Genomic DNA, 23,131 nt, shown 5'->3' with positions numbered 1-23,131 from the left:
TGCAATTGACTAAAGCGCTATATCCTCGGAGAAAAAATGCAAAAACAGAGAGTGAGTGCTCTATTAGTAAATAGCGACAATGCTGAAATCCTTCTCATCAAACGCTTCAAAGATGGTCGAACTTATTGGGTTTTCCCAGGAGGCGGCGTCGAACCAAATGAAGCACTTCAGCAAGCAATAGTTCGAGAAATCTTTGAAGAAACGATGTTGAACATAGATAACCCAGAAGCCATTTTCTCAGTTGTAAATCGTGGACGAAAGGAACACTTTTTTCTGGTTAGAGTACCGTATTTTGAACCAAAGTTATCGCCAGAAAGCCCGGAGTTTAAGGCGCAGCATAGTCATAATCTATATGAACATACTTGGGTTAAGCTTAGTGATTTAAGTCAAATAAACCTTGTGCCTGTCGAAGCCAAAATGATCGTCAGTTCAATACTATCTGAAGCACAGCTATAACAAATTTTATTGGGCGCTCACAACTGAATGAGCCCCTGTCTTGATTTAAGGGAAAACCAAATTTGAAAGGAAATTGTTTGTGTGGCGAGGTTTCGTTTGAGTTATCGGGCGACTTACCCCCTATCTACCAATGCCATTGTTCATTGTGTCGCAAGGTATCTGGTTCTTCATCAAATTCAGCATTGATAATTGAAGCGTCCAATTTTAAATGGTGCTCCGGTGAGCATCAAATTAAGTCATTCTCTACCAGCTCAGGGTTTAAATCTGATTTTTGTTGCCAATGTGGCAGTCCAGTACCCAATATTAGCGCAACGGGTGAATCATATTGGGTACCTGCCGGTTTATTATCGGAACCAGTGGATACAAAGGTTTCCGCTCATGTCTATGTCGGTTCGCACGCAAGTTGGGACGTGGGGTTTATAAACGACGGCATCCCGAAATTTGATAAGATGCCAACTGAAAAAGATTGGCTAGAAATATCCAAATAGTGCACGTCGAATAAAATTTCAATTACCATTAGCCTCCTATCGACTCATAAGTTGTGCTTTGGCATGCACTAAGAAGCTATGGTATTTTAGATAAGCTCAAAAATACCAGCCGAATTTCCAAGTTCACTAACTAAAAGGCTTCAATAATGAAAAACAAATATTTTCTACTCGCAATAATTGGATTGATTTGGGGCTCGCAGTTTATCTTTCAAAAAATAGCACTCTCATCTTTAACACCTCAACATGTAGGAGTTGGCCGTGCGGTGGTGGGTTTCGTAACACTATTTATTATCTGTAAGGCACTGAAAGTGACGTCCCAAGGGAATACTCCTTGGCTACTCTACATGCTAATAGGGTTACTAGAAGCATCGATACCTTTTACACTCGTTCCATGGGGGCAGCAGTATGTATCTTCATCCATTGCTGCGGTGCTCATAGGTACCGTTCCATTTTTCGTCATCTTGTTCACTCCACTGTTGAGTGCAAAGAACAAAATTTCTCGCTCAAGTATTCTCAGTGTCGTTGTGGGCTTTCTCGGTCTAGTTTCGCTTTTTGCACCAGATATAATAGAGGGTAATAGCTCGTTAAGCGTTTGGGGCCCCTTATCTATCCTTGCTGCATCTGCCTCTTTTGGTGTCGCGCTTCTCCTACTGGTTAAATGTGGAGACGAGCACCCACTCATTGTGGCAAGGAATGTGTTAGGCTCCGCTAGTCTACAAATATTACTGATATCCATAGTTACTGGCGCCCAAATACCAAGCCATCTAACCATAGATTCAATGCTATCTATCACCTACTTGGGCGCAATGTGTGCCGGAGTGGTGTATTTCCTGTATATGATTCTTATCTCTGAAGCAGGGCCGGTATTCACCTCACTCACCAACTACTTAGTACCCACATTCGGAGTTCTGATCGGTGTTGTGTTTGCTCACGAGCAGGTAGGACTAAATACTTGGATTGCGTTGGCGATGATACTTATTGCGGTAACATTTAATCAAGGGAACGGCGGCAAAGCAGAAATCGAAAAAGTTAAAGACTAGTAAAGATATTCTTTGAAAAAAACAGGTTCATGGCGGCTTCCAGGAGAAACCGCCTCGCTCGTTAAAAATAAGTAATCTGTATTTCGATAGTAATATTCCATCCGTTTTATTGACTTTGTCTTGTTGCTTATCCCTTCAGGGGTACTGGTAGCTCAGAGTATATTTTGGACAAAAACAGGTCAGAAACATTACCGTAGCTGGGATATTTCAGATAATAAAATGGATGCAAATATTTTTTAAATAACAGCTAATTTTCGTCGACCGAAAAGTATTATAGATTTCCAACTCCACCATCAATCAATAGCTCAGATCCAAGCATGTAAGCTGATTCATCTGATGCTAGAAAAACGGCTGCTTTTGCCAATTCAAGAGGTGTTCCCAAACGTTTCATAGGAACCAGTTCTTTAACCTGATTTATTAGCTCAATTTGTTCACTTTTAGGCAAACCAAATTTATCAAAAGCATCTGTCTGAGTAGGTCCTGGACTAAGAGCATTGACTCTAATACCAAGATGTTTCAGTTCTCCTGATAGTGTTCTGGCAAGTGATATCAACGCGGCTTTACTAGCAGAATATACACTACTTTTCGGTAGCCCAATTTGGGCTGATACACTACCGCAAAGAATGATAGATGCCGAATCAGATAATAACGGCAATAGTGAACGAATTAAAAAGAAAGGCCCTTTTAAATTTGTATTTATAACACGATCGAAACTCTCTTCATCCCATTCTTCCAAGGATTTGTGGGTAACATCGCCAGCATTGATATAAAGTATATCTAACCTCGGAAATACAGACTTTATTTTTTCAGCCAACTGGTATTGCTGCTGGATATCAGACGAATCATTTTGAATAAGGATTGTATTTTCTGCTAACTCACCTTCAGCTTTTACTAAGCCCTCGGCACTACGTCCTGTGATTGCAACGCTGGCACCTTCTAAACAAAACTGTTTTGCCGTTTCCAGACCTATACCAGCGGTCCCTCCCGTTATTAAAGCGTATTTATTCTTTAATCTTAATGACATTACATCTCCTATTGTTTTTCGTCATTCTGGAGAGCATTATTGGATCTATAGTTTCAATTGTATAGTAGGTACCAAATGGATACTAAAGAGAAAAATGAAAATAGTACTTTTATCAATAAATCTTCATGCCCGATGGTGGACTTCGTAAATATTGTTTCAGGGAAATGGGCGATCCCAATCCTATACAGATTAATAATCACTAATGATTTAATACGTTTTGGTGAACTGCAGAGAGCAATAGGTTCAATTACACAAAAAGAACTTACAAAGCAATTACGTGCTTTTGAAAGCTTGGGCCTTGTTAAAAGAACAGTCTATCCTGAGATGCCTCCTAGAGTTGAATATTGTGTTACAGATTTAGGGATGACATTAAAGCCAACACTAGACTCACTCGCGAACTGGATGACTCAATATCGAGATCAGCTTACCTCTTAACCAATATGACGCTGGGAATAAATAATTCAGGGTTCAAGTTGATTAACTTCTTGTCGAATGAAAAATTGCCTTGTCAACGACGCTCGACAGCCTGAGTCACAACTCACCCATTGCAACGCTTTCGTGTGCTGCTGATGGGCATTCAATACGGCAACATCAATAAGCTATTAATAGAACATCAAAACGCAGTGGATGTTCTGCTCCACTGCTTGTATTACTTAGGGTGACAACTATGTACTATATCTATGTTCCGCACTAACGCGGTTTACTAATACCAAACTGATTTAATGTGGGCGACACCGTATGATCAAAGTCGCGTCGCTCACGTCGTTTCTTAGCTTTATTCTTAAAGAAACTGACCAGTTCTGAAATACCAAACCCGATACTGACCGCAGCGCCAACCGCCCACCCCACTGGGCCTGCCACCGAACTAATAGAACCTGCTAACGCTGCACCGGCAGCTTCCCCAGCCACCGCTGCAGCTGCGCGCCCTGCTAATGAGGCAGCCATACGCACTGCAAATTTGGCGCCTTGTTTGGCAACAAATTTTGCGCCTTTTTTGATCGCCATTTCCTTTAATCGGTCCAGCGCCGCATTACCATTATGGTGTTCTGCGCCTTGAATACCTATCGGTGTCATATTGGTCTTCCCATTTAATAACGCCTTTAGGGTAGTATCGTTAATTGCTCCCTGCATCTGCGAATTAACACCCGCGTTTTGCAGCGCTTGTTGAATCACTGCGGTTTGAGGAATGCCAATGCCACCTTGCGCCGTTTTCGATAGAGCATCATCCATATACGCCAATGAGTTCCAATAAGAGTTGAGCGCCTGCTCTGGCGAGGTCTCTTTTTGTGTTGCCAATTGAGTTAATAGCGTGCCGTCACTAATTGAAGTAGCAGTACCTCGCAAAGACTCTGCCAAATCGGGATAAAATGCGACGATATCTGCCACACCTAACTGTTTTCCGGTTATGTCCTGATAGAGCTGCACATCATCATGAAAATTTTCCAAAGCCGCGGTGGCTTGTGTTACATCAGCAGCTTGCCCTTGCTCGTTTCTCAGCGCTTCACGTAATCCATCTCCCGTTAAAACTTGAGTCTTAAGATGGTGGTTTACACTACGGGATAGGTCAGCGGATGAGTTGATGATCTCCTTTTTGCTGATTTTGCTCTGCTGCTCCAAATAGCGTTGAGCATCCTTATCGTTCTGTAACTGCTCTATTTTTTCATTGAGTTCCTTTTCTGTTTGTTCAGTATTACGAATCGACTCGCCGGCGATAACGTATTGCAGCGTGCGTTGCAGTGTCACTAATACCGCCGCTTTTTCTGCGCCACTGTATTGATTAGGTTGCTCAAAAATATCTTGGTTTAATTTGGATGTATCGACTTTATCAGCAGCATTTGCCATCGAAACATAGGAGATAAAATCATTAAACTCCGCGCTGTTGGTTGGGGCAACCTTGTCAATAAAGGCGGAATAATCGGTAAGATCAAGCAAACCATCACCGCCGTGGCGTGCCACATCTTTACCATTAAGGCCCATATCTTCCAAGGTATTGAACATACCCGGCTTGCTCCATAAACGAGCTGCATCGGTAAGTAATGGCGAGAGGTCGGGATTATTGTTTGAATCCGATAGAGTTTTGAGGTCGTCAATATTCGCGTACTTGGTGTCTTGTTGATCTTTAACGCCCGGTTGCTTGAGTGCCGAAGCCGAACGGGTAAGCGGATCGTTAGCATACAAAAGCGCCGAGGAACGGACCAAACTTAAACTTTGCTCATCCGCATCGGGATGTTTCTGTTGATAATCGGTCACCATCTCACTGGCCTGATTCGCTCTCTCTTTCATGGTCCCAGCAAACACTTTAAGGTCTTTATCAGAGAGTGAACCATCAGCCATGACATGGCGGTTATCGCCCGCTCCTGCTCGTGTTTCTATCGCAGTAAATAGCGCTTGGTTGGCATTGATGTATTCAAGCGCTTTGGCTTTTTGTTCATCGGTGCCTTCGAGTGCTAACTTGGCCGCCGCATACGGGCGATTTAATACCTTTTCAGCAGCTACTCGCTCACTCTCCGGTAGATGGCCGACCATACTCCCCCAACGCTTTAACTCATCGGCACGACTAAACTGCGAATTATCAATCGCAGCTAATACCGCAGGATCAGTAGAACTAATAGAGTTCAGTTTCTCCGTTGCAACATTGGATGACACAGGTGACGCTGCCGTAATACCGGCTAATGGCATTGAGGCTACGTTGCAACGAGCGCTAGATTGCAAGAGAGCATCGCAATTTTGGCTGCTTTCTTGCAGCTTTGACTCACGTTTCTTGAACAAGGAGAAAAGCGCTGGTGATTGCCCAAGCCAATCCATTTTTTCTGACGGATTTGGCTCGTCTAAATGGCGCGTGGTCGATGCGCCGAATTGGATTCCATCCCCTTTAACTGCTGCCCTAGAAGCACCAATTACCGGTGGAGTTTGTGTGAGTGGAGCGTCATTGAGCCCGCTCGAAGCCACCACATTACTATCGATTCGCACAATATTGTTTCCCTATCATCTGAATGAATTCATCTGGTGAATTGGTCACCAATATTCTCTGAGTAGGGAAAGGTTCTTTAGGGTTCCTTAAAACGCGCGAACTAAGAAAAGTGGATTGAGAAAACTCTAGTTGTCAGACGTAATTTCACCCAAGCCCATCACTTGATAGTGACGTTCGACAGCCTGAGTCACCGCTCCCCATTGCGACGCTTTCACGCGTTGCTGATGGGAATTAAATGCGGCTGCATCAATAAACTCTTCATACACATCAAAACGCAGTGGGTTATCAGCATTTTGTGTCACTTCAAACACCAGACAACCTGCCTCTGCGCGGGTTAGCGCTTTATGAACCAGTAACTCTTGTTGAACTACTGCCAAATCATCTGCAGGCACTATGATGTACCCACTTAAAACTACTTTATCCATATGTTGCCTGTCCTTATAAAAGTGCTGATTGAAATGGGAACTTGGTGTGCCACATTAGTGGTTTAGATAATACTGAGATGAAAAATAAAGTGAAGGGAAATAGTGAGTTACAGGACAATACTTTAGTTAAATAAGCCTTGAGAAGTTTTATACACCGTTTAAATCAGCGATTAAAACACTGTATTAATAATCAGTATTAGATTACCATTACTACCGAAATCTACCGGAGAAAAAGGATTAGTTATTCCATGAAAGAGTTCAAATTGAACGGATGCAATACACGTTTGCGCTACCACGATCTGCCAGGTAACGATACACCTATCCTTTTTATTCACGGACTTGGATGCGCATCTTCGTTTGATTATCCACAAGTCGTATCAACTGGTGGTTTAGAGTCTCATCGACGGATACTAGTCGATATGGTTGGATCTGGCTTTAGTGATAAGCCCGAGGATTTTGATTATTCCATTGCTAATCACGCCAATTGTTTGGCACAACTGATCAACCATTTAGGTTTATCAAAAGTGATCATATATGGGCATAGCATGGGGGGCGCTGTGTCGATTTCATTAGCCAAGCAAATCTCAGATCGGGTGCAAACTCTAATTCTCAGTGAAGCCAATCTCGATGCTGGCGGTGGCTTTTTTAGTCAACGAATTGCGAGTTTTAGCGAAAGCGATTTTCTCCATTCAGCCTACACAAAGATCATCCAAAAAAGTATTGAAAGCGGCAATACAGAATGGGCAGCAGGTCTTTCAAATAGTCTTCCCCTAGCCATTTATAAAAATGCACTCTCGCTAATTGCCGGAGAACAACCGAGCTGGCGTGAGACTTTCTATGCTTTACCCGTCTCTAAAACCTATATTTTTGGCAGCAATAGTTTGCCAGATCCTGATGCTGAGATATTAGCAAACCATAAAATCCAGATTGAAATCGTCCCAGGTGCAGGACATTCAATGGCTTGGGAAAATCCAGAAGGCTTAGCGCGGGCTATTAAGAAGTCGATTGTTTAGTTGACTATTATCGGTAGCAATAAGTGTCCCAAGCTCTTGGGTCACTTAGTTCGAAGGGCACAGACTATTAAACATCACTCTGTGTCCAAAACTGTCATTTCTGTATTTACTTGGCGTCTGATTAAACATCTTTTTAAATGCGTAAATATAAGCGGAGTCAGAACCGTATCCCAACTCAAGTGCAATATCTTGAACAGTTAAGTTTGAATCAAGCAATTGTAACGATAAAACCAAACGCACATGCTGTCTCCACAATGAAAATGACTGTCCAAATTCATTCGCACACAACCTCGATAAAGTTCGTTCTGATGCACCTACCTGCTTAGCCCACTCCTTCAACGTAAACGACGTATCTGGCTGTTCTTTTAATTGACTAAAAATAGCTAAAAGACGCTTATCCCTAGGAATTAATAACGGAATCTCATAATTGGGAGCTATCACGATTTGATCTCTGAGCACCGTCAGTAAATTAGTGATACTTGAATCAGAAGATGAAGTGCTACTTTGTTGAAAAAGTAGCAATATCAATTCTTTGATAAAGGGGCTTACCAGACATGATTTTGGCTGCGCAGGATAATCAACAGATTGATTCGGATTTAGGTAGATGGCTAGAAACTCAGTATCGGTTATCGCTTCAGACTTATGAATTCGATCTGATGGGATAAATAGCATGGCGTTATGAGGAACTACAGTACAAATATCATCAATATTCGATTGTAGTAATCCCTTTACAGGAAACACTATTTGATGCCAAGAATGTTCATGCCAATCATCTAAGTAACCCGCGGTCATAAGCATGGCCTTCGTCAAAAATTGACGCTCTGGTAATGTTTTGATCAGCTCATTAGCTAACATAGTTGGCGACTTATCGATGTTTTATGTCTCATAGTATAAATAAGGCCAAAGCAAATTAGTATAGGATTGTTGTTCATTTCAGCATTAGAGATTGCAGCATGCACATTCACTTTATTATCCATGAGGCATTTGAAGCTCCAGGAGCATACGAGACTTGGGCTAAACAACGGGGGCATTCGCTCAGTTTTACTCGTGTTTATTCTAGAGAGGCTCTCCCACAAGACGTCCAAAACATCGATTTTCTCATCGTAATGGGAGGCCCTCAGTCACCATCAACAACGTTAGATGAGTGTCCTCACTTCGATGCTCATGCCGAACAAGAATTGATATTAAAAGTCATCAATGCTCAAAAAGTGGTTCTTGGTATCTGTTTAGGTTCCCAACTCATCGGTGAAGCGCTTGGCGCTCAATATGATCACAGTCCAGAGAAGGAAATAGGGAAATTTCCTATTACTCTGACAGAGGCTGGGTTATCTCATTCGCTATTTAGCCATTTTGGCTCAACCTTGGCAGTAGGTCATTGGCATAATGACATGCCAGGACTTACTCCAGATGCTGAGATAATAGCTTTCAGTGAAGGTTGTCCAAGACAAATCGTCGCCTATCGTGATTGTGTATTTGGATTGCAATGCCACATGGAACTGACTAAAGAAGTGGTCGAACTACTGATTGAGAATGATGACTTTAGTGATATAGAACAACATCGTTTTGTCGAATCACCAGAAACATTGTTAAACCATGATTATGAAGAAATGAATCAAGTACTTTTTACTTTCTTAGATAAGCTCGAATTGCTCTATTTAAATACGAAGTAATAGTGCATTCACTGCGAACTGCAGCGGCAGAACGTTTATGAAAAACTTCGCCTGCCGTAGCAGTAACCACAGCGGCCATAATATTGGTCGCTGTGGTGAGATGGGTAATTAGCTAATGACTTTCACGTCAGTTTTCGGCACGCAGCAGCAGGCGAGCACCATACCTTGTTCGCGCTCATCATCAAACAGGGCGGCGCTATCAGATTGAGTGACTTCCCCTTCCAATAGTTTCACTTTGCATGCGCCGCAGAATCCAGCGCGGCAGCTATTTGCGACAGGAACGCCGGCATTTTCTGCTTGCTCTAAAAGAGTGTGTTGGTTATCGCCTTTAAATGCCACGCCGTCGATCTCAAGTTCAACAGTGGCAAAAGGCTCGCTGGTTGAGGTAGTAATCCCAAATGCTTCTTGATAAATATCCGCATCTGCAACACCTTGTTTTTGCAGAAGGTTACGCGCTTTTTGCATAAACCCATCTGGGCCACACATGTACACTTTACGTTGGTCTACATCACGAATTTGTTTGAGATGAGAAAGCGACAAACGCCCTTTTAGGCCAAACCAATCCATCGGCGCTTGAGTTAAACACAAACGAACTGAGAGCCAATCATGATCATGGTTAAGCTGTTCAAGCTCTGCGCGGCATGGAATATCTTCAATCGAGCGACATTGATGGTAGAACACCACATCGGTTTGATTACCAGAATCGACCAAGTAACGCAGCATTGAGAGCATTGGCGTTACGCCGCTACCAGCAGAGAGCAGTAATAGAGGTTGCTCATTTTGCTCTTCAAGATGAAATGCGCCCGTTGGCATTTGCGCGCTGAGCTTATCGCCTTCGTGCAGATGCTCCACCAGCCAGTTCGATACCATGCCACCATCAATGCGCTTAACAGAAATCGCTAAACGATCAGGGCGAGATGGCGAAGAAGACAAGGTGTAGTAACGCACAATCGATTGACCATTGAGCTCCAGTTCAATTGGCAGATATTGCCCCGGAAGATAACTTGGCACTAAGCCACAGCAAGGCTCAAACCAGAAGGTAATAAAGTCGCGCGCCATCTCTTCACGCGCGACGCAGCGCAGTGATATTCCAGAGCGACCGTGGTCTTCATAAACCTCTTTGTCTTTGTATTCGAGCACTTCAATCACATCGCCCGCACTGATGCGGCCTTCATTTTTTGCCACCAAGTTTTGGCCAAAGAACACACCGCCCTGCTCATTGGCACGAAACTGCGACAAGGATCGAAGTGGTTCTTTGTTAGCACGAAAATCGCCTTTCACCACATCCACAGTAGTAAGAATACAGCGTTCACAAGGCTTAACAGCTTCAAACTCCACTTCACCAATACGAATGCGTTTCCAGCTGTCTTCAGCAAACGGTTCAGTGCCGCTTGCCACAAGGTTGGTGCGAAATTGATCCATACTGTGAACTTCACTGCTGCGACGGTTTAGCTCATCCAATGAGGCTTGGCTAATAATCAGCAGCGGATAACCATCGGCGAAACTCACGTTATTCCCGACTTTTTCACGGTAGCGATTGGACTGTTCACCGCAAAACAGCAGCTCGACGTTAACACCTAGAAAATCGCTAAACCAATCATTGGCATCATCGGTGGTGGTATAGGCAGTAAAGGTGTCTTTCCAAACCGTGGCGTTTGCCTCTTGGCGTTTGAAATCGGTATAACGCAGTGACAGCGCAGCTTTGCCGGGCGCGGTAAACATCAAACCATCAGGCATTAACATTGAACGAATCGTTACCATTTGCGGGTATTTGCGCGCCGTTACCATCGAACCATCACTGAGTGCCAGCATGAAACGTCGGTCAAACGTCAAACCTTGACGCTCTACCCAAGCATTAGAAAGGGATATTCCCCCTACGGATTTCACTGGATAAACATGGATATCGGATAACGTGGCTAACGACATGAACAACCTACCTGTAATAAATGGTGACTGACTGATTTTATTAAAATAGAGAGAAAGTAAGGGAGTCCTATTCCTCACTTTTGAGCTTTGGCAAAGTACCACGAATTTATGAGAAAACAACCCATAAGCCTGCTTGCATCGCGCAATTTCATTGGGATTTGATACACAATAACAATTAAAGGATGCAATCGGTTACCATTTCCTCTATCATCCTGTCGCCTAAACGTAAGCGTTTGCGTCGCAAGGCAAACCTTAGGTGCAGGCTCCTCAATTTTAAACTTTTGTCGGTGGGAGCAAACTATGACAACTCTAACGATCACTCGTCCAGATGACTGGCACGTTCACCTTCGTGATGGCGAGGTGCTTGGTGATACCGTTCGCGATATTAGTCGTTACAACGGACGCGCGTTAATCATGCCAAATACTGTTCCACCCGTCACCACTACTGAGCTGGCGCACGAATATCGTGATCGTATTATGGCGCATGAACCAGCAGCGCATTTTCAGCCTCTGATGACACTGTATCTCACTGATAACACAAGTCCTGATGAAATCCGTAAAGCCAAAGCTTCTGGCATCGTTGTCGCTTGTAAACTCTACCCTGCTGGTGCCACAACCAACTCAGATTCTGGCGTAACCTCTGCTGAAAAAATCTACCCTGTTCTGCAAGCAATGCAAGAAGAAGGCATTTTGCTTCTGGTTCACGGCGAAGTAACCACTAACGAAATCGACATTTTCGACCGCGAAAAGATTTTCTTAGAGACCGTTCTCGCACCTATCGTGCGTGATTTCCCAAATCTTAAAGTGGTACTCGAACACATTACCACCGCAGAAGCAGTGAACTTCGTTAAACAAGCCAACGACAATGTTGCAGCAACCATTACCGCGCACCACCTGCTTTATAACCGTAACCACATGTTGGTTGGCGGAATTCGCCCACACTTCTACTGCTTGCCTATTTTGAAACGTGCTACTCACCAGCACGCGCTTGTGGCGGCGGCAACATCAGGTAATAAGAAGTTCTTTGCGGGTACTGACTCAGCGCCACACGCTAAAGGTCGTAAAGAGTCCGCTTGTGGCTGTGCTGGTTCTTACACCGCTCACGCAGCATTAGAACTTTACGCTGAAGTGTTTGATAAAGAAGGTAAGCTGGACAAATTAGAAGCGTTTATGAGCCACAATGGCCCAGACTTCTACGGTCAACCACGTAACCAAGATACAGTCACGCTTACCAAAGCAGCATGGGATGTGCCAGCCACCATGCCATTTGGCTCAGACATCGTTGTGCCAATTCGTGGCGGCGAGAAAATTGAGTGGACGGTAATTGAATAATCTCAGTACAAATAACCGGTCAGCGATAAAGCTCATTGATAATGCTAAAAGGAGAACCGAAAGGCTCTCCTTTTTATTTATCAATAATTCAATAGTTAGCGATAACTATACAAATACTCTGCAACCATTTCAGCATTAGCTAACGTCGCAGTTTCAAACCCATAGTACTGACCATATTTGGGGCGAAGCTCTTCTGTTGCCAGTCGAGAAATTTCACCATACCAAGCAGGTAGCATCACTGTGTGTGCGTTGATCTGATCCATTTTCACACCGAAGCCGAACGGTACTTTTTGCATTGCATTGGCGACAGCCGATTTCAAATCGGCAATAAACTGTAGATAAAAAGCAAAGTCTGCATGAGAACCAATATTGCCATGCCCACCACTAAAATACGTCCAATCTAACCCATTTGCTTGTTCTAGGTTTTGTACTAAAAATGTGAAGCGCTCTGAGCCGCCAAAATTCCAAAATGGAGGTTGGTCTGGATTAAGTAAATCAGGAGCATGCAGTACATGTTCGCCGACCAACAACCACGCAGAATGGTCATCTGTATGGGCAGCATGTTCAAAACCATACATTTGTACTGTGAGGTTCTCGAATGTAAATGAACCATTTGGCCAAGAAATGACTTTCGTTGGTCGGGGCAATTGACTATCAAGCAGCTGCATTTTGTCCGCTGTTGCTTGGGACGCAATAATCTCAGGCTTTGTGTTCTGTGTCTTTACGAGTAACTGTAAAAGCGCTGCGGTAGAACCAATATGGTCACCATGATCATGTGAGTACACTATGGTATTAATTGGTTTATCCGTTACTTGCCTAATCGCCTGCAGAATTTTGTCAGCTCGTTCTTCTAGAGGGTCAAACAGCATTACGCCTTTATCACCCACATAAAATAGCGTGGCGTAAAACCCGGACTCATACCAATAGGTTCTTTGCGTTACACGCTGCAAAACATAAGGTGTTTTCATATTCAGGGTAAATAAGTTTGCCACTTTCTCTCCAGGTGTGAGTACCTGAGTCGATGACGGTGTGACATATTTCGCGTTCACCGTTGAAGGCGCTTCTTTTACTGCACCCATCGCATTAGCAGAGAGAGCCAACAATCCAGTAAAAATAACTGAATAACCAAATCTGGGGGATTTTCTCATAACAATAACCTTATAAATCTGAATGTTATAACGCGTGTCACTGTATAGAGGTTATTACTTTTGATAAATTCCATTCCAGTCAATTGATTATTGCGTGGATTGAAATAATGGATCGTTTAACCGCTGTCGAAGTCTTTATTGAAATTGCAGAAGTGGGGAGCTTGACCAAGGCTGCCGAAAAACTTGGCATGTCTACAGCGATGGTGAGTCGCTATTTATCTTCTATGGAAGAATGGTTTGGTACCCGATTATTGCATCGAACAACACGAAAGATCAGCTTAACTGAAGCCGGATTTGCTACTTTGCCGCAATGTAAAGAAATACTATTCAGCGTTGAAAACGCCAGAAACATCGCTCAAGAACACAGCAATACGCCATCTGGAGTATTACGGGTGGCCGCTTCAGGAACCTTTTCAGATGCCCAACTAGGAATGGCGCTGGTCGATTTTCAGCATTTGTATCCAAATATTGATATCGTCCTTCATGTGGGCCATCACCTTGATAGCCTTGTTGATGACCGCATTGATTTAGCCATCAGAATAACCAACACTCTCGATGAAAGCTTAATTGCTCGCCCGCTAGCCAAATGTTATTCCGTTCTATGTGCAGCCCCGAAATATATTCGCAAGCATGGGGTTCCACGTAACTTAGAAGATTTACGTAACCATTACTGCATCACCAATAGCTCTGGCTTTCATAGAAATTATCGTTTCATTCGAGGTAAAGATGTCATTGAAATTCCGATCAACCCACATTTTCAAAGCAATGAAACTAATGCTATTTGTCGAGCCGTATTAAGTGGGGCAGGCATAGGCATGCTCCCCACTTTCTATATCAATGAGCGAATTACGAACGGAGACTTAGTACCACTATTACCCCACGAACAACCCGAAGTTTTAGGTATTCACGCTGTCTACTTATCTCGTCAATATCAGCCACTAAAATTGCGCCTATTAGTCGATTTTTTGGTGTCCCGATTTGGTGGAGATATAGCCCCTTGGGATAAATAGTTATGATGAATTCGCTCAAATATCTATTTATATCGAGCTGCAGGCTCATCTTGTTTTAAACCACCGAGCAGCGCCATACGCGCAGCCTGCAGTTCATCCCAACACTCTGGTGCGTGTAATGGTGGAATCGTCACAGTCTCTTTACGATCAAAACCAACTAAGGCGGCATCCACCAAATCTGCAACTTCCATCACTTCTGGCAACGTATTCACATCAATACCTGAGTAAGCCCAAATATCGGTGCGCGTTGCCGCAGGCAGAACCGCTTGAACGTAGACGCCACTTGGCGACAACTCTTGATGCAGGCTTTGCGACAAAAACTGCACATACGCTTTTGATGCTCCGTAAAGCGTTGCGCCAAACTCTGGCGCTAACCCTACTATCGAGCCAATATTGATGATCGACCCTTTGCCTTGTGCAACAAAGCGTGCAGCGACTGCAGCTGCTAATTGGGTTAAAGCATTAACGTTTAATTGAATCAGTTCACTAATCAATTCCGGTGTTTGCTGCGTAAAATTGCCACGTTGAGCTAAGCCCGCATTGTTCACCAGAATCTCAATCTGTGTATCGTTTTTAAGCTTTTCAGCCACACGCGCAATATCAGCCGCGAGGGTAAGGTCCGCTGGCATAATTTCCACGTTAACACCGGTCTCTTCACGAATATCCGCCGCGACTTGCGTCAATTTTTCTTCGGAACGAGCGACAAGCACCAGTGAATAGCCACGTTGAGCAAAGCGTTTAGCATAAGTAGCACCTATGCCGCGAGAGGCCCCAGTAACAAGAACTTTAGTGACTGAGTTATCTGTTGTAGGTATGGTTATGGTAGACATAATGACTTCCTTTTTTTAGATTTCAATTAGATTACGATCGAAATCCAAAACACTCAAGTTTTGATGATGAGAATAATCTATATATACTGTAAGCAGATTTTTAGTAAGGTTTCCCAATGAGAGTATCTAAGCAGCAAGCGGAAGCAAACCGCGCCCATATCGTTGAAACATCAGCTAAGCTCTTTCGGGAAAATGGCTATAACGGGATTGGCGTTGCAGATTTAATGGCAGAAGCGGGATTTACTGCTGGCGGCTTCTATAAGAACTTCGCCTCCAAAACCGATTTGATGGTCGAAGCCACCGCACTTTGTTTTGAGCGAACAAAAGAAAAAAAGATAACACTTAATAAAGAAGAGTTCATCAAACGCTATTTATCACCAGAGCATCGTGATAACACCGGAACTGGCTGTGTATTTGCCGCGCTTAGCCATGATGCTGCACGTCAAGACGATTCAGTTAAGACATTGTTTGAAACAGGATTAGAAGCGGTGATCCAATCTCTAAGTGTGAATAGCCCCGCTGAACGAGAAAAAAATATCGCTCTTTTTTCTCAAATGGTGGGCGCAATTACGTTAGCGAGATCTTGTCCTAAGAACTCGCCTCTTGCCGATGAAATCTTGACGGCTTGTTTACATCAGATTTTCGGTGAAGAGAAAAGCAGCGAATCAGCAGCACCCGATGAGGAATAACGTCGTGCTTAGTACCACTACTTTGCGTCTAATGCTAGACTGTGCCCTCGTTTACTCAGTAGTGGAAAGGTAGAGTTATGAACCCTATTATTGCGATGTTAAAAGAAAACAATATTAGCGACGCACAGATCAAAGAGGTGTTTGTTGCATTGACATCAAATCCTCTAGCCGCAATGGCTACCATCAGCCAACTTGGTTTGCCACAAGAACAGCTCCAACAGTTAATTGGTCAAGTAATGCAAAACCCAACCTTGATTAAAGAAGCCGTAACTGAGCTAGGTCTTGATTTTTCAAAAGTGGTTGAAGCTCAAGCGAAAATGCAAAAATAGTTGGGTTTATCCATTACCCAGAATGAATAAAAGCCGCTCAGTGCCTGACACTGAGCGGCTTTTATATTGATAATTATGCTCTTAAGCACAGCACTTCTTGTACTTTTTACCGCTGCCGCAACTGCATGGGTCATTACGGTTTGGCGTTTTTTCGAAAGTGATAGTTTTTGGCTTATTTAATAGCGTATCCAATTCAATGGTGTTCTCTGCTTGATCCGCATCGACAACCACATGCGCCACGATTGAGTGCTCAGCAACCAAAGCTTCGATCTCTGCTTTACGCGCTTCAGTTTGAACAACAACATTGATTGGCGCTTCTTCAGTGCCTGCTTTTACATCACGATTTACGTTATAGCCAGAACCGACGTAGTTTTCTCGAGGATCGATACGGCCTTTAAAGAATAATTTGGACATGTGCAACTCACTGATAGGTTGGAGTGGTGTAATTGGGCAGCGATTATACGGGAGTTTAGCAATTGATAAAGAAGTTCCTATCATCTGCCCGCATTAACGATAGAAAAACCACCGGCGCTGACTATTGCCCCCTTGATGAACACTGAGGCACTCAGCCATGCGTCACTATGTACCAAGATAATGGTCATGGAGAACAGGCAAACAAAAAGCGCCACTGGGGCTCCTTACTAAACTCTCACGGTAAAACTCACCACAGTGCGGTTAAGACTTTCTCACTAACAGCCCCATTGCTTCAACGTGGTCGGTGTGCGGGAACATATCAAACCATTTCATGCGTTCAAGACGATAGTGACTCATGCCTTGAATGTCTTCTTTCATGGTATCTGGGTTACAGCTTGAGTAGATGATGTACGGTGGTGCTAGCGCTTCCAAACGATCGGTTAATGCTTTGCCCAAACCGCGGCGAGGTGGGTTAACCAGCACCACTTGCGGTGCTTGCTCTTGTCCTTGCGAATATTGTGCAGAATCGAGAGCGGCAAAACTTAAATTCGTTAGCCCCATTTGATTGGCAGAATATTGCGCGCTGGCAATCGCCTCTGGTTCGATTTCAATACCAGTAACTGAGGTGTCAGGGCTAGCACAATGCAACGCAAAGCCGCCCACACCGCAGAACAGATCCCACATGTGATTCGGTTTGATTTCGCGCACCCACTCACGCGCCGTCGCATACAGTTGCTCCGCTACTTGCGGGTTAGTTTGGAAAAAGCTTTTCGGGCGAATCACGAGCGGAACGTCATTAAACGTTTCAGTAATGCTCTGTTTTTCGGTTAGGAAAATCTCTTCATCCCCTTCCAAACGCGCCATATGCACTGGCTGGATGTTAGCCGAAATCACCTGAATATTCGGAAAACGTGCTTGCAATTCCGCTAGATTATTTTCAATCCGAGGCAGCGCTTGGGTAGAGCGCAGCACAAAACGCAGCATGTATTGCTCGGGTTTTTGCGCTTGCGTCAACAGCAAAAATTTCAGCTCGCCTTTCTTTTTAGCAACGTTGTAAGGGGGAATACCAGCGCGACGAATCCAATCTTGTAGATAGATGAGGATCTCTTGCATCGGCTTGGGGTACAAAGGGCAGTCGACCAGCGATAGTGCCTCTTTACCTTGAGTGGCAGGTAACCCCAAAATTGGCTGATGCGCAGCACCCGATACCACCATTTTTGCTTTGTTGCGAAAGGCACTATCAGCACTTGCTACCGGCTTTAACCACGTAATGCTGCTGGATTCATTGTCATTTCCCTTATCGGTATCGAGGTGAGCCCATGAGGAAAACTGGATTTTCAGCTGTTGATCTTTACGCTCAACCTGCTCAGCGTAATCGGTCATGCAGTGATGACAAGAAGAACAACGTTTTTGAATGAAATGTTCGCAATGCATAGTGTGTCTGGTAGCTAAATGAATATCGGAGATGGCTTGCTGTGCTAGCAAGTCAACAGTGCGGTGCATAATAATGGAAGCGGCGCTTGAAGTCACACTTCATTGCAGCTTAATGAGCAAATAGAACCCAAACAAAAAGGAGAGCTGCGCTCTCCTTTCAATGGGTAATGATAGTAAAGATTATTCACTTCGCCCATGACGAGCCCAGTTCACCAGATTCATCACCGCTACCAAAATGCAGCCAGCCAACAAACCGATAATGCCATTGAGTAGCGGATTACCAATCGCGTCAGCACCAGGAAGAGTTTCAAAATGCCCCAGCAGCGCTTCAACACCGTGGTGTAACATCGGCACATTGTGCACCACGATGCCACCACCGACCAAAAACATGGCAATTGTGCCAACCACCGTTAGCAGTTTCATTAATTTAGGCGCAAAGTTAATTAGGCCTTCACCAATCACCGAAATCACGCCTTTACCTTGAGAGCGACGATTGAGGTAGAAGCCAAGGTCATCAAGTTTAACAATCCCAGCCACGATGCCATAAACACCAATGGTCATGATGAATGCGATAAAGCTAACCACAATCAGTTGATCAAGAATATTGGCGTCACCTTGCACTGTGCCCAGGGCAATCACAATGATCTCTGCAGAGAGAATAAAATCGGTACGAATCGCGCCTTTCACTTTGCGATTTTCGTACTCTTTCATATCGACATTTTCGAGCTCGGCGACCTTCTCTTCGATGGAAGGCTTAGATTCGTGGCTGTGAAACAGCTTTTCAATCACCTTTTCCGAACCTTCAAAACAGAGGTACAAGCCGCCTAACATCAACATAGGCATAATGAGCCAAGGGGCAAAAGCACTAATGATAAGTGCGGCGGGTACTAAAATGCATTTATTGCGCAGTGACCCTTTTGCCACCGCTAGCACCACTGGAATTTCACGTTCTGCAGAAACACCCGACACTTGTTGCGCGTTGAGCGCTAAGTCGTCGCCTAATACCCCTGCGGTTTTCTTTGCTGCCACTTTGGACATGACTGCAACATCATCGAGCACTGTTGCAATATCATCTAATAGAGTGAGTAAACTCGCACCTGCCATACTGAAATCTCATTATCGTTGTTTATATTTTGCGGTTGTCCAAGAAAAAAGCCTGCCATAAGTGGCGAGTCATCCTTCAAGTTCGCTTAATCTATCATTAACTCACGAGTGAAGTCAGTTGTTGCGCAAAAATTTCACCGAGTTCTCACGCAAGGGAAGATTGCACTTGAAGGCGGCTCTCATTACTCTTGGAACATGGTTTCTCAAATTGGAACAAATATGTCTACTCAATCACACTGTTCTATCGGTCAGCCTGGGGTTCCTTGGGGTGACAATGAGCGTTTGCAATGGCGCGCACAAACTCGTATCCATCGTGAATATCAAGCGGAAGTAGTGCCAAAGATTCAAGCACTGGCGCAGCATTTCGAACTCTCGCAATACGGCGCGCTTTCATACGATGTCGACCGCTATCCTCTGTTTTGCTTGAAAACACGTCAATGGGATAACAACAAGCCAACCGTGTTGATCACCGGTGGAGTCCACGGTTACGAAACCAGTGGTGTGCATGGTGCGCTGCAGTTTTTGGCAACCGAAGCGAAGCTGTACGAAGCGCATTTCAACATTGTCGCAACACCTTGTGTCAGCCCTTGGGGATACGAAACCATCAATCGTTGGAACCCCAATGCGCTTGATCCAAACCGCAACTTTGTCGCTAACAGCAAAGCAGAAGAGTCAGCGGCTTTGATGGCATTAGTGGCTCAGTTACCACAGCCTGTGCTGGTACATATGGATCTTCATGAAACGACTGACACCGACGAAACCGAGTTTCGCCCTGCCCTCGCCGCGCGTGATGGCATCGCATACGACGCGGGCACCATACCCGATGGATTTTATACCGTTGGTGATGAACAAAACCCGCAGATCGAGTTTCAAACCGCGATTATTGAAGCAGTGCGCAAGGTAACTCACATTGCCCCAGCTGACGAACACAATGAAATTATTGGCTCATCAGTGGTTGCAGATGGTGTCATCTTATATGACATGAAAAAACTTGGCCTGTGTGGCGGCATCACTACCTGCCAATACGGTTCGACCACCGAAGTCTACCCAGACAGTGACAAAGTAACCGATCAAGAGTGTAACGACGCACAAGTGGCAGCAGTAAAAGGTGCACTTGATTACGTACTTGCCCAGTTATAACAAGCGGTTCTTATATTGCTCCGGTGTTTGGCCGGAGTATTTTTTGAACATCGCAATAAAGGGGCTGGCTTGGTTATAGCCCAATGTCAACGCCACCTCTTTTACCGAATGGCCGCTACGCAGTAACTCCATAGAATAGAGATAACGCACCCGCAAACGCCATTCAGTGAAACTCATCCCCAACTCGGTCTGACAACAGCGTGCTAAAGTACGCTCAGTGGTATGTACCTGCTCTGCCCATTGTGCCAATGAGGTACTGTCGGTAGGATTTTCTTCCACTTCCGCCAAAATAGGCGCGAGATATTTATGATGGCTAGACGGCAAAAAGTGGTGCTCTGTTTCCTGAGTGGCTAATTGATCGAGCAACACTTGCACTAAACGAACGTCTTGGCTCTCTTTAGCGATATTGATATTGCGCTGGCGAAAATCATCCACAATAGCAGAGGCGATGGCGGTCACTTTAATCAAGCTCGTTTTGCTTGGAAACGACTCGGTCATCGCCGTGGCGATATTGATTGAACAGTACGCCAAAGGCTTACGGTTGTAACTTTTATGCCTAACTCCGGCCGGAACCCAAATTGCCAAATGCGGGGGAGCAAGGAAACGCGTCTCTTCCACTTCCATCTCTAATATGCCGCCAGAGATAAGCTGCACTTGTCCCCAAGGATGACTATGAACTCGAGTCTCCGTATTGGAGAGAAACGCTTCGAAATTCATAAATACGTCTGATGGTGGCTGCTCGATCCCTAAAGAAGGATGTACATGACGAAGATTTTTTTTCACCTTTTGTCTTCCTATCGCTCGTAATGTCTGTTTAGAGATACATAGTATTATAAAGACCTGTCAAACTTTGCGCTATCCCATCTTTACCCCGGTCTTTTCATGATTTATCTACTTCCATTACTCACGGTTGTCATTTGGAGCGGTAACGCCATTGTGAACAAAATGGCCTCCGTTGCGATTGAGCCAGGAGCGATGAGCTTTTATCGCTGGGCACTGGCGATCGTTATTCTCACACCTTGCTGTTTACCTCATGTGATTCGTCAATGGAAGGACGTAAAGAAACACTTACCACAGCTGGCGATGCTTGCTCTACTGGGTATGGCATTAAACCAGTCGCTTGGTTATTACGCAGGATTAACCACGAGCGTTTCCAATATGGCGCTGATTTCATCGCTGGTTCCGCTTTTTAGCGTTTTCGCCAGTGTGCCTTTGCTCAAAAAACGCATCTCTACACTAAGCATTGTTGGCGCGACAATATCGCTGCTCGGCTTAGCCTATATGCTAGGCAAAGGCGATATGTTCTTCTTCTTACGCCAAAAATTGGCGCAAGGAGATGCGATGATGTTGGTCGCTGCTTTAGTCTATGCGTTTTACTGTGTGCTACTGAAAAAATGGAAGATGCCATTTGGCAACTGGACACTGATTTATCTGCAAGGCCTTTGCGCTCTCGTGATGTTGGCGCCCTTATGGCTAACCAGCAAACATCTGTTGCCTTCAGCTCAAGCGGTGCCACTCATTGCTTACGCGGGTATAGCCGCATCCGTCATTGCTCCTTGGATGTGGGTTAAAGCCATTGATGTATTGGGCGCTGATTCCACAGCCATGTTTATGAACTTACTGCCGGTAATTGCTGTGGCACTGGCTGCCGTGATGTTGGGCGAAACCGTGCACCTTTTCCACGCTGTCGGTGGCTTTATGGTGATTACGGGTGTGGCATTATCACAAATCAAAGTGAAACGTCGCACCACGCTAACCGTACAACCTGTCTCTCACGCCTAAATCAGCATCTTGGTTAAACGTGTGTGTTACGCAACGCAATACGACGTAACGCACACCCTACTTGCTAAATCATTAAGAACAGTTTGAATTTCAAGCGCTAAGCCGTACACTTGTAACGGTTTCAAGTTAAGGGAAGCGCCGTGAAAGCAATTAAACGTCACCAAGAGATCATTGAACTCGTTCAAGCTCAAGGTTTTGTCAGTACAGAAGAGTTGGTCGATAAGTTTCAAGTGAGTCCACAGACGATTCGCCGTGATCTCAATGAGCTGGCTGACGCGAACAAAATTCGTCGTAACCACGGTGGCGCCACCATTGCGACCAGTTCGGAAAACTCTTCTTATCACACCCGCCAAGTGCTGCTCCTCGAAGAGAAACACAAAATCGCCAATGCCTTAGTGGAACACATTCCCGATGGCGCGACTTTGTTTATCGATATTGGCACCACCCCCGAAGCGATTGCGCGCGCGTTAATGACGCGTCACCACAATCTGCGCATTGTTACTAACAACTTAAACGTCGCGACGCTGCTAATGAGTAAGCCAGATTTCAGTATCATCTTGGCCGGTGGTGAAGTACGCAATAAAGACGGTGGAGTAACAGGCGAAGCAACGCTCGATTTTATCTCTCAATTTCGCCTCGACTTTGGCATATTAGGTATCAGTGGCATTGATTTCGACGGTTCACTGCTGGATTTCGACTATCACGAAGTGCGCGTCAAACGAGCCATCATCGAAAACAGCCGCAGTGTTTTCCTCGGAGTCGACCACAGTAAATTTGGTCGTAACGCCATGGTAAAACTCGGCACTCTCGCCGACATTGACCTCATTATCACAGACAAACAACCGCCCAAAGAGATCGAGTTGTTTGCCCGCGAACATGAAGTGAATTTGTTGGTGGTGTAACGCC

General features: G+C 44.7%; 24 protein-coding genes. 13 read left to right on the top strand and 11 right to left on the bottom strand.

What is annotated here, in order from left to right; translation table 11 throughout:
* The first annotated feature begins 36 nt into the window (after positions 1-36).
* The 3 genes from OCV11_RS17910 to OCV11_RS17900 all read left to right on the top strand — a co-directional run bounded on the left by OCV11_RS17910 (position 37) and on the right by OCV11_RS17900 (position 1,984).
* Positions 37-456: an NUDIX domain-containing protein gene (locus OCV11_RS17910; RefSeq protein WP_261897387.1), complete on the top strand. Its 420-nt coding sequence runs from the start codon at positions 37-39 to the stop codon at positions 454-456.
* Between the two features lie 62 nt (positions 457-518).
* Positions 519-944, top strand: coding sequence for a GFA family protein (locus OCV11_RS17905; RefSeq protein ID WP_315972760.1), 426 nt, complete (start codon positions 519-521; stop codon positions 942-944).
* Positions 945-1,090: 146 nt separating this feature from the next.
* A complete protein-coding gene (locus OCV11_RS17900) occupies positions 1,091-1,984 on the top strand; it encodes a DMT family transporter (protein ID WP_261897386.1) in 894 nt (297 codons plus the stop codon).
* Positions 1,985-2,255: 271 nt separating this feature from the next.
* Here the strand turns inward: OCV11_RS17900 and OCV11_RS17895 are convergent, their stop codons facing one another.
* Positions 2,256-3,008: an SDR family oxidoreductase gene (locus OCV11_RS17895; protein WP_261897385.1), complete on the bottom strand. Its 753-nt coding sequence runs from the start codon at positions 3,006-3,008 to the stop codon at positions 2,256-2,258.
* Between the two features lie 75 nt (positions 3,009-3,083).
* Here OCV11_RS17895 and OCV11_RS17890 point away from each other — a divergent pair, with 75 nt between their 5' ends.
* Positions 3,084-3,443, top strand: a complete 360-nt coding sequence (locus OCV11_RS17890) for a winged helix-turn-helix transcriptional regulator (RefSeq protein ID WP_261897384.1) — start codon at positions 3,084-3,086, stop codon at positions 3,441-3,443.
* 255 nt (positions 3,444-3,698) lie between these two features.
* Here the strand turns inward: OCV11_RS17890 and OCV11_RS17885 are convergent, their stop codons facing one another.
* Positions 3,699-5,978 (bottom strand): type III effector HrpK domain-containing protein, encoded by a 2,280-nt coding sequence (locus OCV11_RS17885; RefSeq protein ID WP_261897383.1) that lies wholly within the window; start codon positions 5,976-5,978, stop codon positions 3,699-3,701.
* Positions 5,979-6,104: 126 nt separating this feature from the next.
* Entirely contained in the window at positions 6,105-6,404 is a 300-nt protein-coding gene (locus OCV11_RS17880) for a putative quinol monooxygenase (protein ID WP_261897382.1), read from the bottom strand.
* Between the two features lie 248 nt (positions 6,405-6,652).
* On the opposite strand from OCV11_RS17880, the gene OCV11_RS17875 reads away from it, so the two are divergent.
* A complete protein-coding gene (locus OCV11_RS17875) occupies positions 6,653-7,417 on the top strand; it encodes an alpha/beta fold hydrolase (protein ID WP_261897381.1) in 765 nt (254 codons plus the stop codon).
* Between the two features lie 45 nt (positions 7,418-7,462).
* Here OCV11_RS17875 and OCV11_RS17870 read toward each other — a convergent pair whose 3' ends face one another.
* On the bottom strand, positions 7,463-8,272 hold the full coding sequence (locus OCV11_RS17870) for an AraC family transcriptional regulator (RefSeq protein WP_261897380.1): 810 nt from the start codon (positions 8,270-8,272) through the stop codon (positions 7,463-7,465).
* A 98-nt stretch (positions 8,273-8,370) separates the two neighbouring features.
* On the opposite strand from OCV11_RS17870, the gene OCV11_RS17865 reads away from it, so the two are divergent.
* Positions 8,371-9,087: a type 1 glutamine amidotransferase gene (locus OCV11_RS17865; RefSeq protein WP_261897379.1), complete on the top strand. Its 717-nt coding sequence runs from the start codon at positions 8,371-8,373 to the stop codon at positions 9,085-9,087.
* 108 nt (positions 9,088-9,195) lie between these two features.
* Here OCV11_RS17865 and OCV11_RS17860 read toward each other — a convergent pair whose 3' ends face one another.
* Positions 9,196-11,013 carry a hybrid-cluster NAD(P)-dependent oxidoreductase gene (locus tag OCV11_RS17860; RefSeq protein ID WP_261897378.1) on the bottom strand — a complete coding sequence of 606 codons (1,818 nt, stop codon included), beginning with the start codon at positions 11,011-11,013 and terminating at the stop codon, positions 9,196-9,198.
* A 300-nt stretch (positions 11,014-11,313) separates the two neighbouring features.
* Between OCV11_RS17860 and pyrC the strand changes: the two genes are divergently transcribed.
* Entirely contained in the window at positions 11,314-12,345 is a 1,032-nt protein-coding gene (gene pyrC / locus OCV11_RS17855) for a dihydroorotase (RefSeq protein ID WP_261897377.1), read from the top strand.
* Positions 12,346-12,440: 95 nt separating this feature from the next.
* On the opposite strand, the gene OCV11_RS17850 is transcribed toward pyrC, so the two are convergent.
* Positions 12,441-13,493: an MBL fold metallo-hydrolase gene (locus tag OCV11_RS17850; protein ID WP_261897376.1), complete on the bottom strand. Its 1,053-nt coding sequence runs from the start codon at positions 13,491-13,493 to the stop codon at positions 12,441-12,443.
* Positions 13,494-13,600: 107 nt separating this feature from the next.
* Here OCV11_RS17850 and OCV11_RS17845 point away from each other — a divergent pair, with 107 nt between their 5' ends.
* Positions 13,601-14,503 (top strand): LysR family transcriptional regulator, encoded by a 903-nt coding sequence (locus OCV11_RS17845; RefSeq protein WP_261897375.1) that lies wholly within the window; start codon positions 13,601-13,603, stop codon positions 14,501-14,503.
* Between the two features lie 23 nt (positions 14,504-14,526).
* Here the strand turns inward: OCV11_RS17845 and OCV11_RS17840 are convergent, their stop codons facing one another.
* On the bottom strand, positions 14,527-15,333 hold the full coding sequence (locus OCV11_RS17840; RefSeq protein WP_261897374.1) for an SDR family NAD(P)-dependent oxidoreductase: 807 nt from the start codon (positions 15,331-15,333) through the stop codon (positions 14,527-14,529).
* Between the two features lie 116 nt (positions 15,334-15,449).
* Here OCV11_RS17840 and OCV11_RS17835 point away from each other — a divergent pair, with 116 nt between their 5' ends.
* Both OCV11_RS17835 and OCV11_RS17830 read left to right on the top strand, forming a co-directional pair.
* Positions 15,450-16,022: a TetR/AcrR family transcriptional regulator gene (locus OCV11_RS17835; protein ID WP_261897373.1), complete on the top strand. Its 573-nt coding sequence runs from the start codon at positions 15,450-15,452 to the stop codon at positions 16,020-16,022.
* Positions 16,023-16,099: 77 nt separating this feature from the next.
* The gene (locus OCV11_RS17830) at positions 16,100-16,351 is read left to right on the top strand and encodes a DUF2999 domain-containing protein (protein WP_261897372.1); all 252 of its coding nucleotides are present in this window, start codon (positions 16,100-16,102) and stop codon (positions 16,349-16,351) included.
* Positions 16,352-16,432: 81 nt separating this feature from the next.
* Here the strand turns inward: OCV11_RS17830 and OCV11_RS17825 are convergent, their stop codons facing one another.
* From OCV11_RS17825 to OCV11_RS17815, 3 genes are all read right to left on the bottom strand, one after another.
* A complete protein-coding gene (locus OCV11_RS17825; RefSeq protein ID WP_261897371.1) occupies positions 16,433-16,765 on the bottom strand; it encodes a PBPRA1643 family SWIM/SEC-C metal-binding motif protein in 333 nt (110 codons plus the stop codon).
* A 261-nt stretch (positions 16,766-17,026) separates the two neighbouring features.
* Positions 17,027-18,199, bottom strand: a complete 1,173-nt coding sequence (rlmC, locus tag OCV11_RS17820; protein WP_261897950.1) for a 23S rRNA (uracil(747)-C(5))-methyltransferase RlmC — start codon at positions 18,197-18,199, stop codon at positions 17,027-17,029.
* Positions 18,200-18,379: 180 nt separating this feature from the next.
* Positions 18,380-19,303, bottom strand: coding sequence for a DUF808 domain-containing protein (locus tag OCV11_RS17815; protein WP_261897370.1), 924 nt, complete (start codon positions 19,301-19,303; stop codon positions 18,380-18,382).
* Positions 19,304-19,522: 219 nt separating this feature from the next.
* Between OCV11_RS17815 and OCV11_RS17810 the strand changes: the two genes are divergently transcribed.
* Positions 19,523-20,443, top strand: coding sequence for a M14 family metallopeptidase (locus tag OCV11_RS17810; RefSeq protein ID WP_261897369.1), 921 nt, complete (start codon positions 19,523-19,525; stop codon positions 20,441-20,443).
* Here OCV11_RS17810 and OCV11_RS17805 read toward each other — a convergent pair.
* The gene (locus OCV11_RS17805; protein ID WP_261897368.1) at positions 20,438-21,226 is read right to left on the bottom strand and encodes an AraC family transcriptional regulator; all 789 of its coding nucleotides are present in this window, start codon (positions 21,224-21,226) and stop codon (positions 20,438-20,440) included. The two genes, OCV11_RS17810 and OCV11_RS17805, sit on opposite strands and share 6 nt — an antisense overlap.
* 99 nt (positions 21,227-21,325) lie before the next feature.
* On the opposite strand from OCV11_RS17805, the gene OCV11_RS17800 reads away from it, so the two are divergent.
* Both OCV11_RS17800 and OCV11_RS17795 read left to right on the top strand, forming a co-directional pair.
* Positions 21,326-22,225 carry a DMT family transporter gene (locus OCV11_RS17800; RefSeq protein ID WP_261897367.1) on the top strand — a complete coding sequence of 300 codons (900 nt, stop codon included), beginning with the start codon at positions 21,326-21,328 and terminating at the stop codon, positions 22,223-22,225.
* A gap of 140 nt (positions 22,226-22,365) precedes the next feature.
* Complete coding sequence (locus OCV11_RS17795; RefSeq protein WP_261897366.1) at positions 22,366-23,127, top strand: DeoR/GlpR family transcriptional regulator; 762 nt, start codon at positions 22,366-22,368, stop codon at positions 23,125-23,127.
* Positions 23,128-23,131 lie beyond the last annotated feature (4 nt).

The sequence above is a fragment of the Vibrio porteresiae DSM 19223 genome (assembly GCF_024347055.1).
In the GTDB taxonomy this organism is placed as follows: Bacteria; Pseudomonadota; Gammaproteobacteria; order Enterobacterales; family Vibrionaceae; genus Vibrio; species Vibrio porteresiae.
The sequence above is the reverse complement of the archived record's forward strand: the minus strand, read 5'-3'. Positions and strand labels throughout refer to the sequence as shown.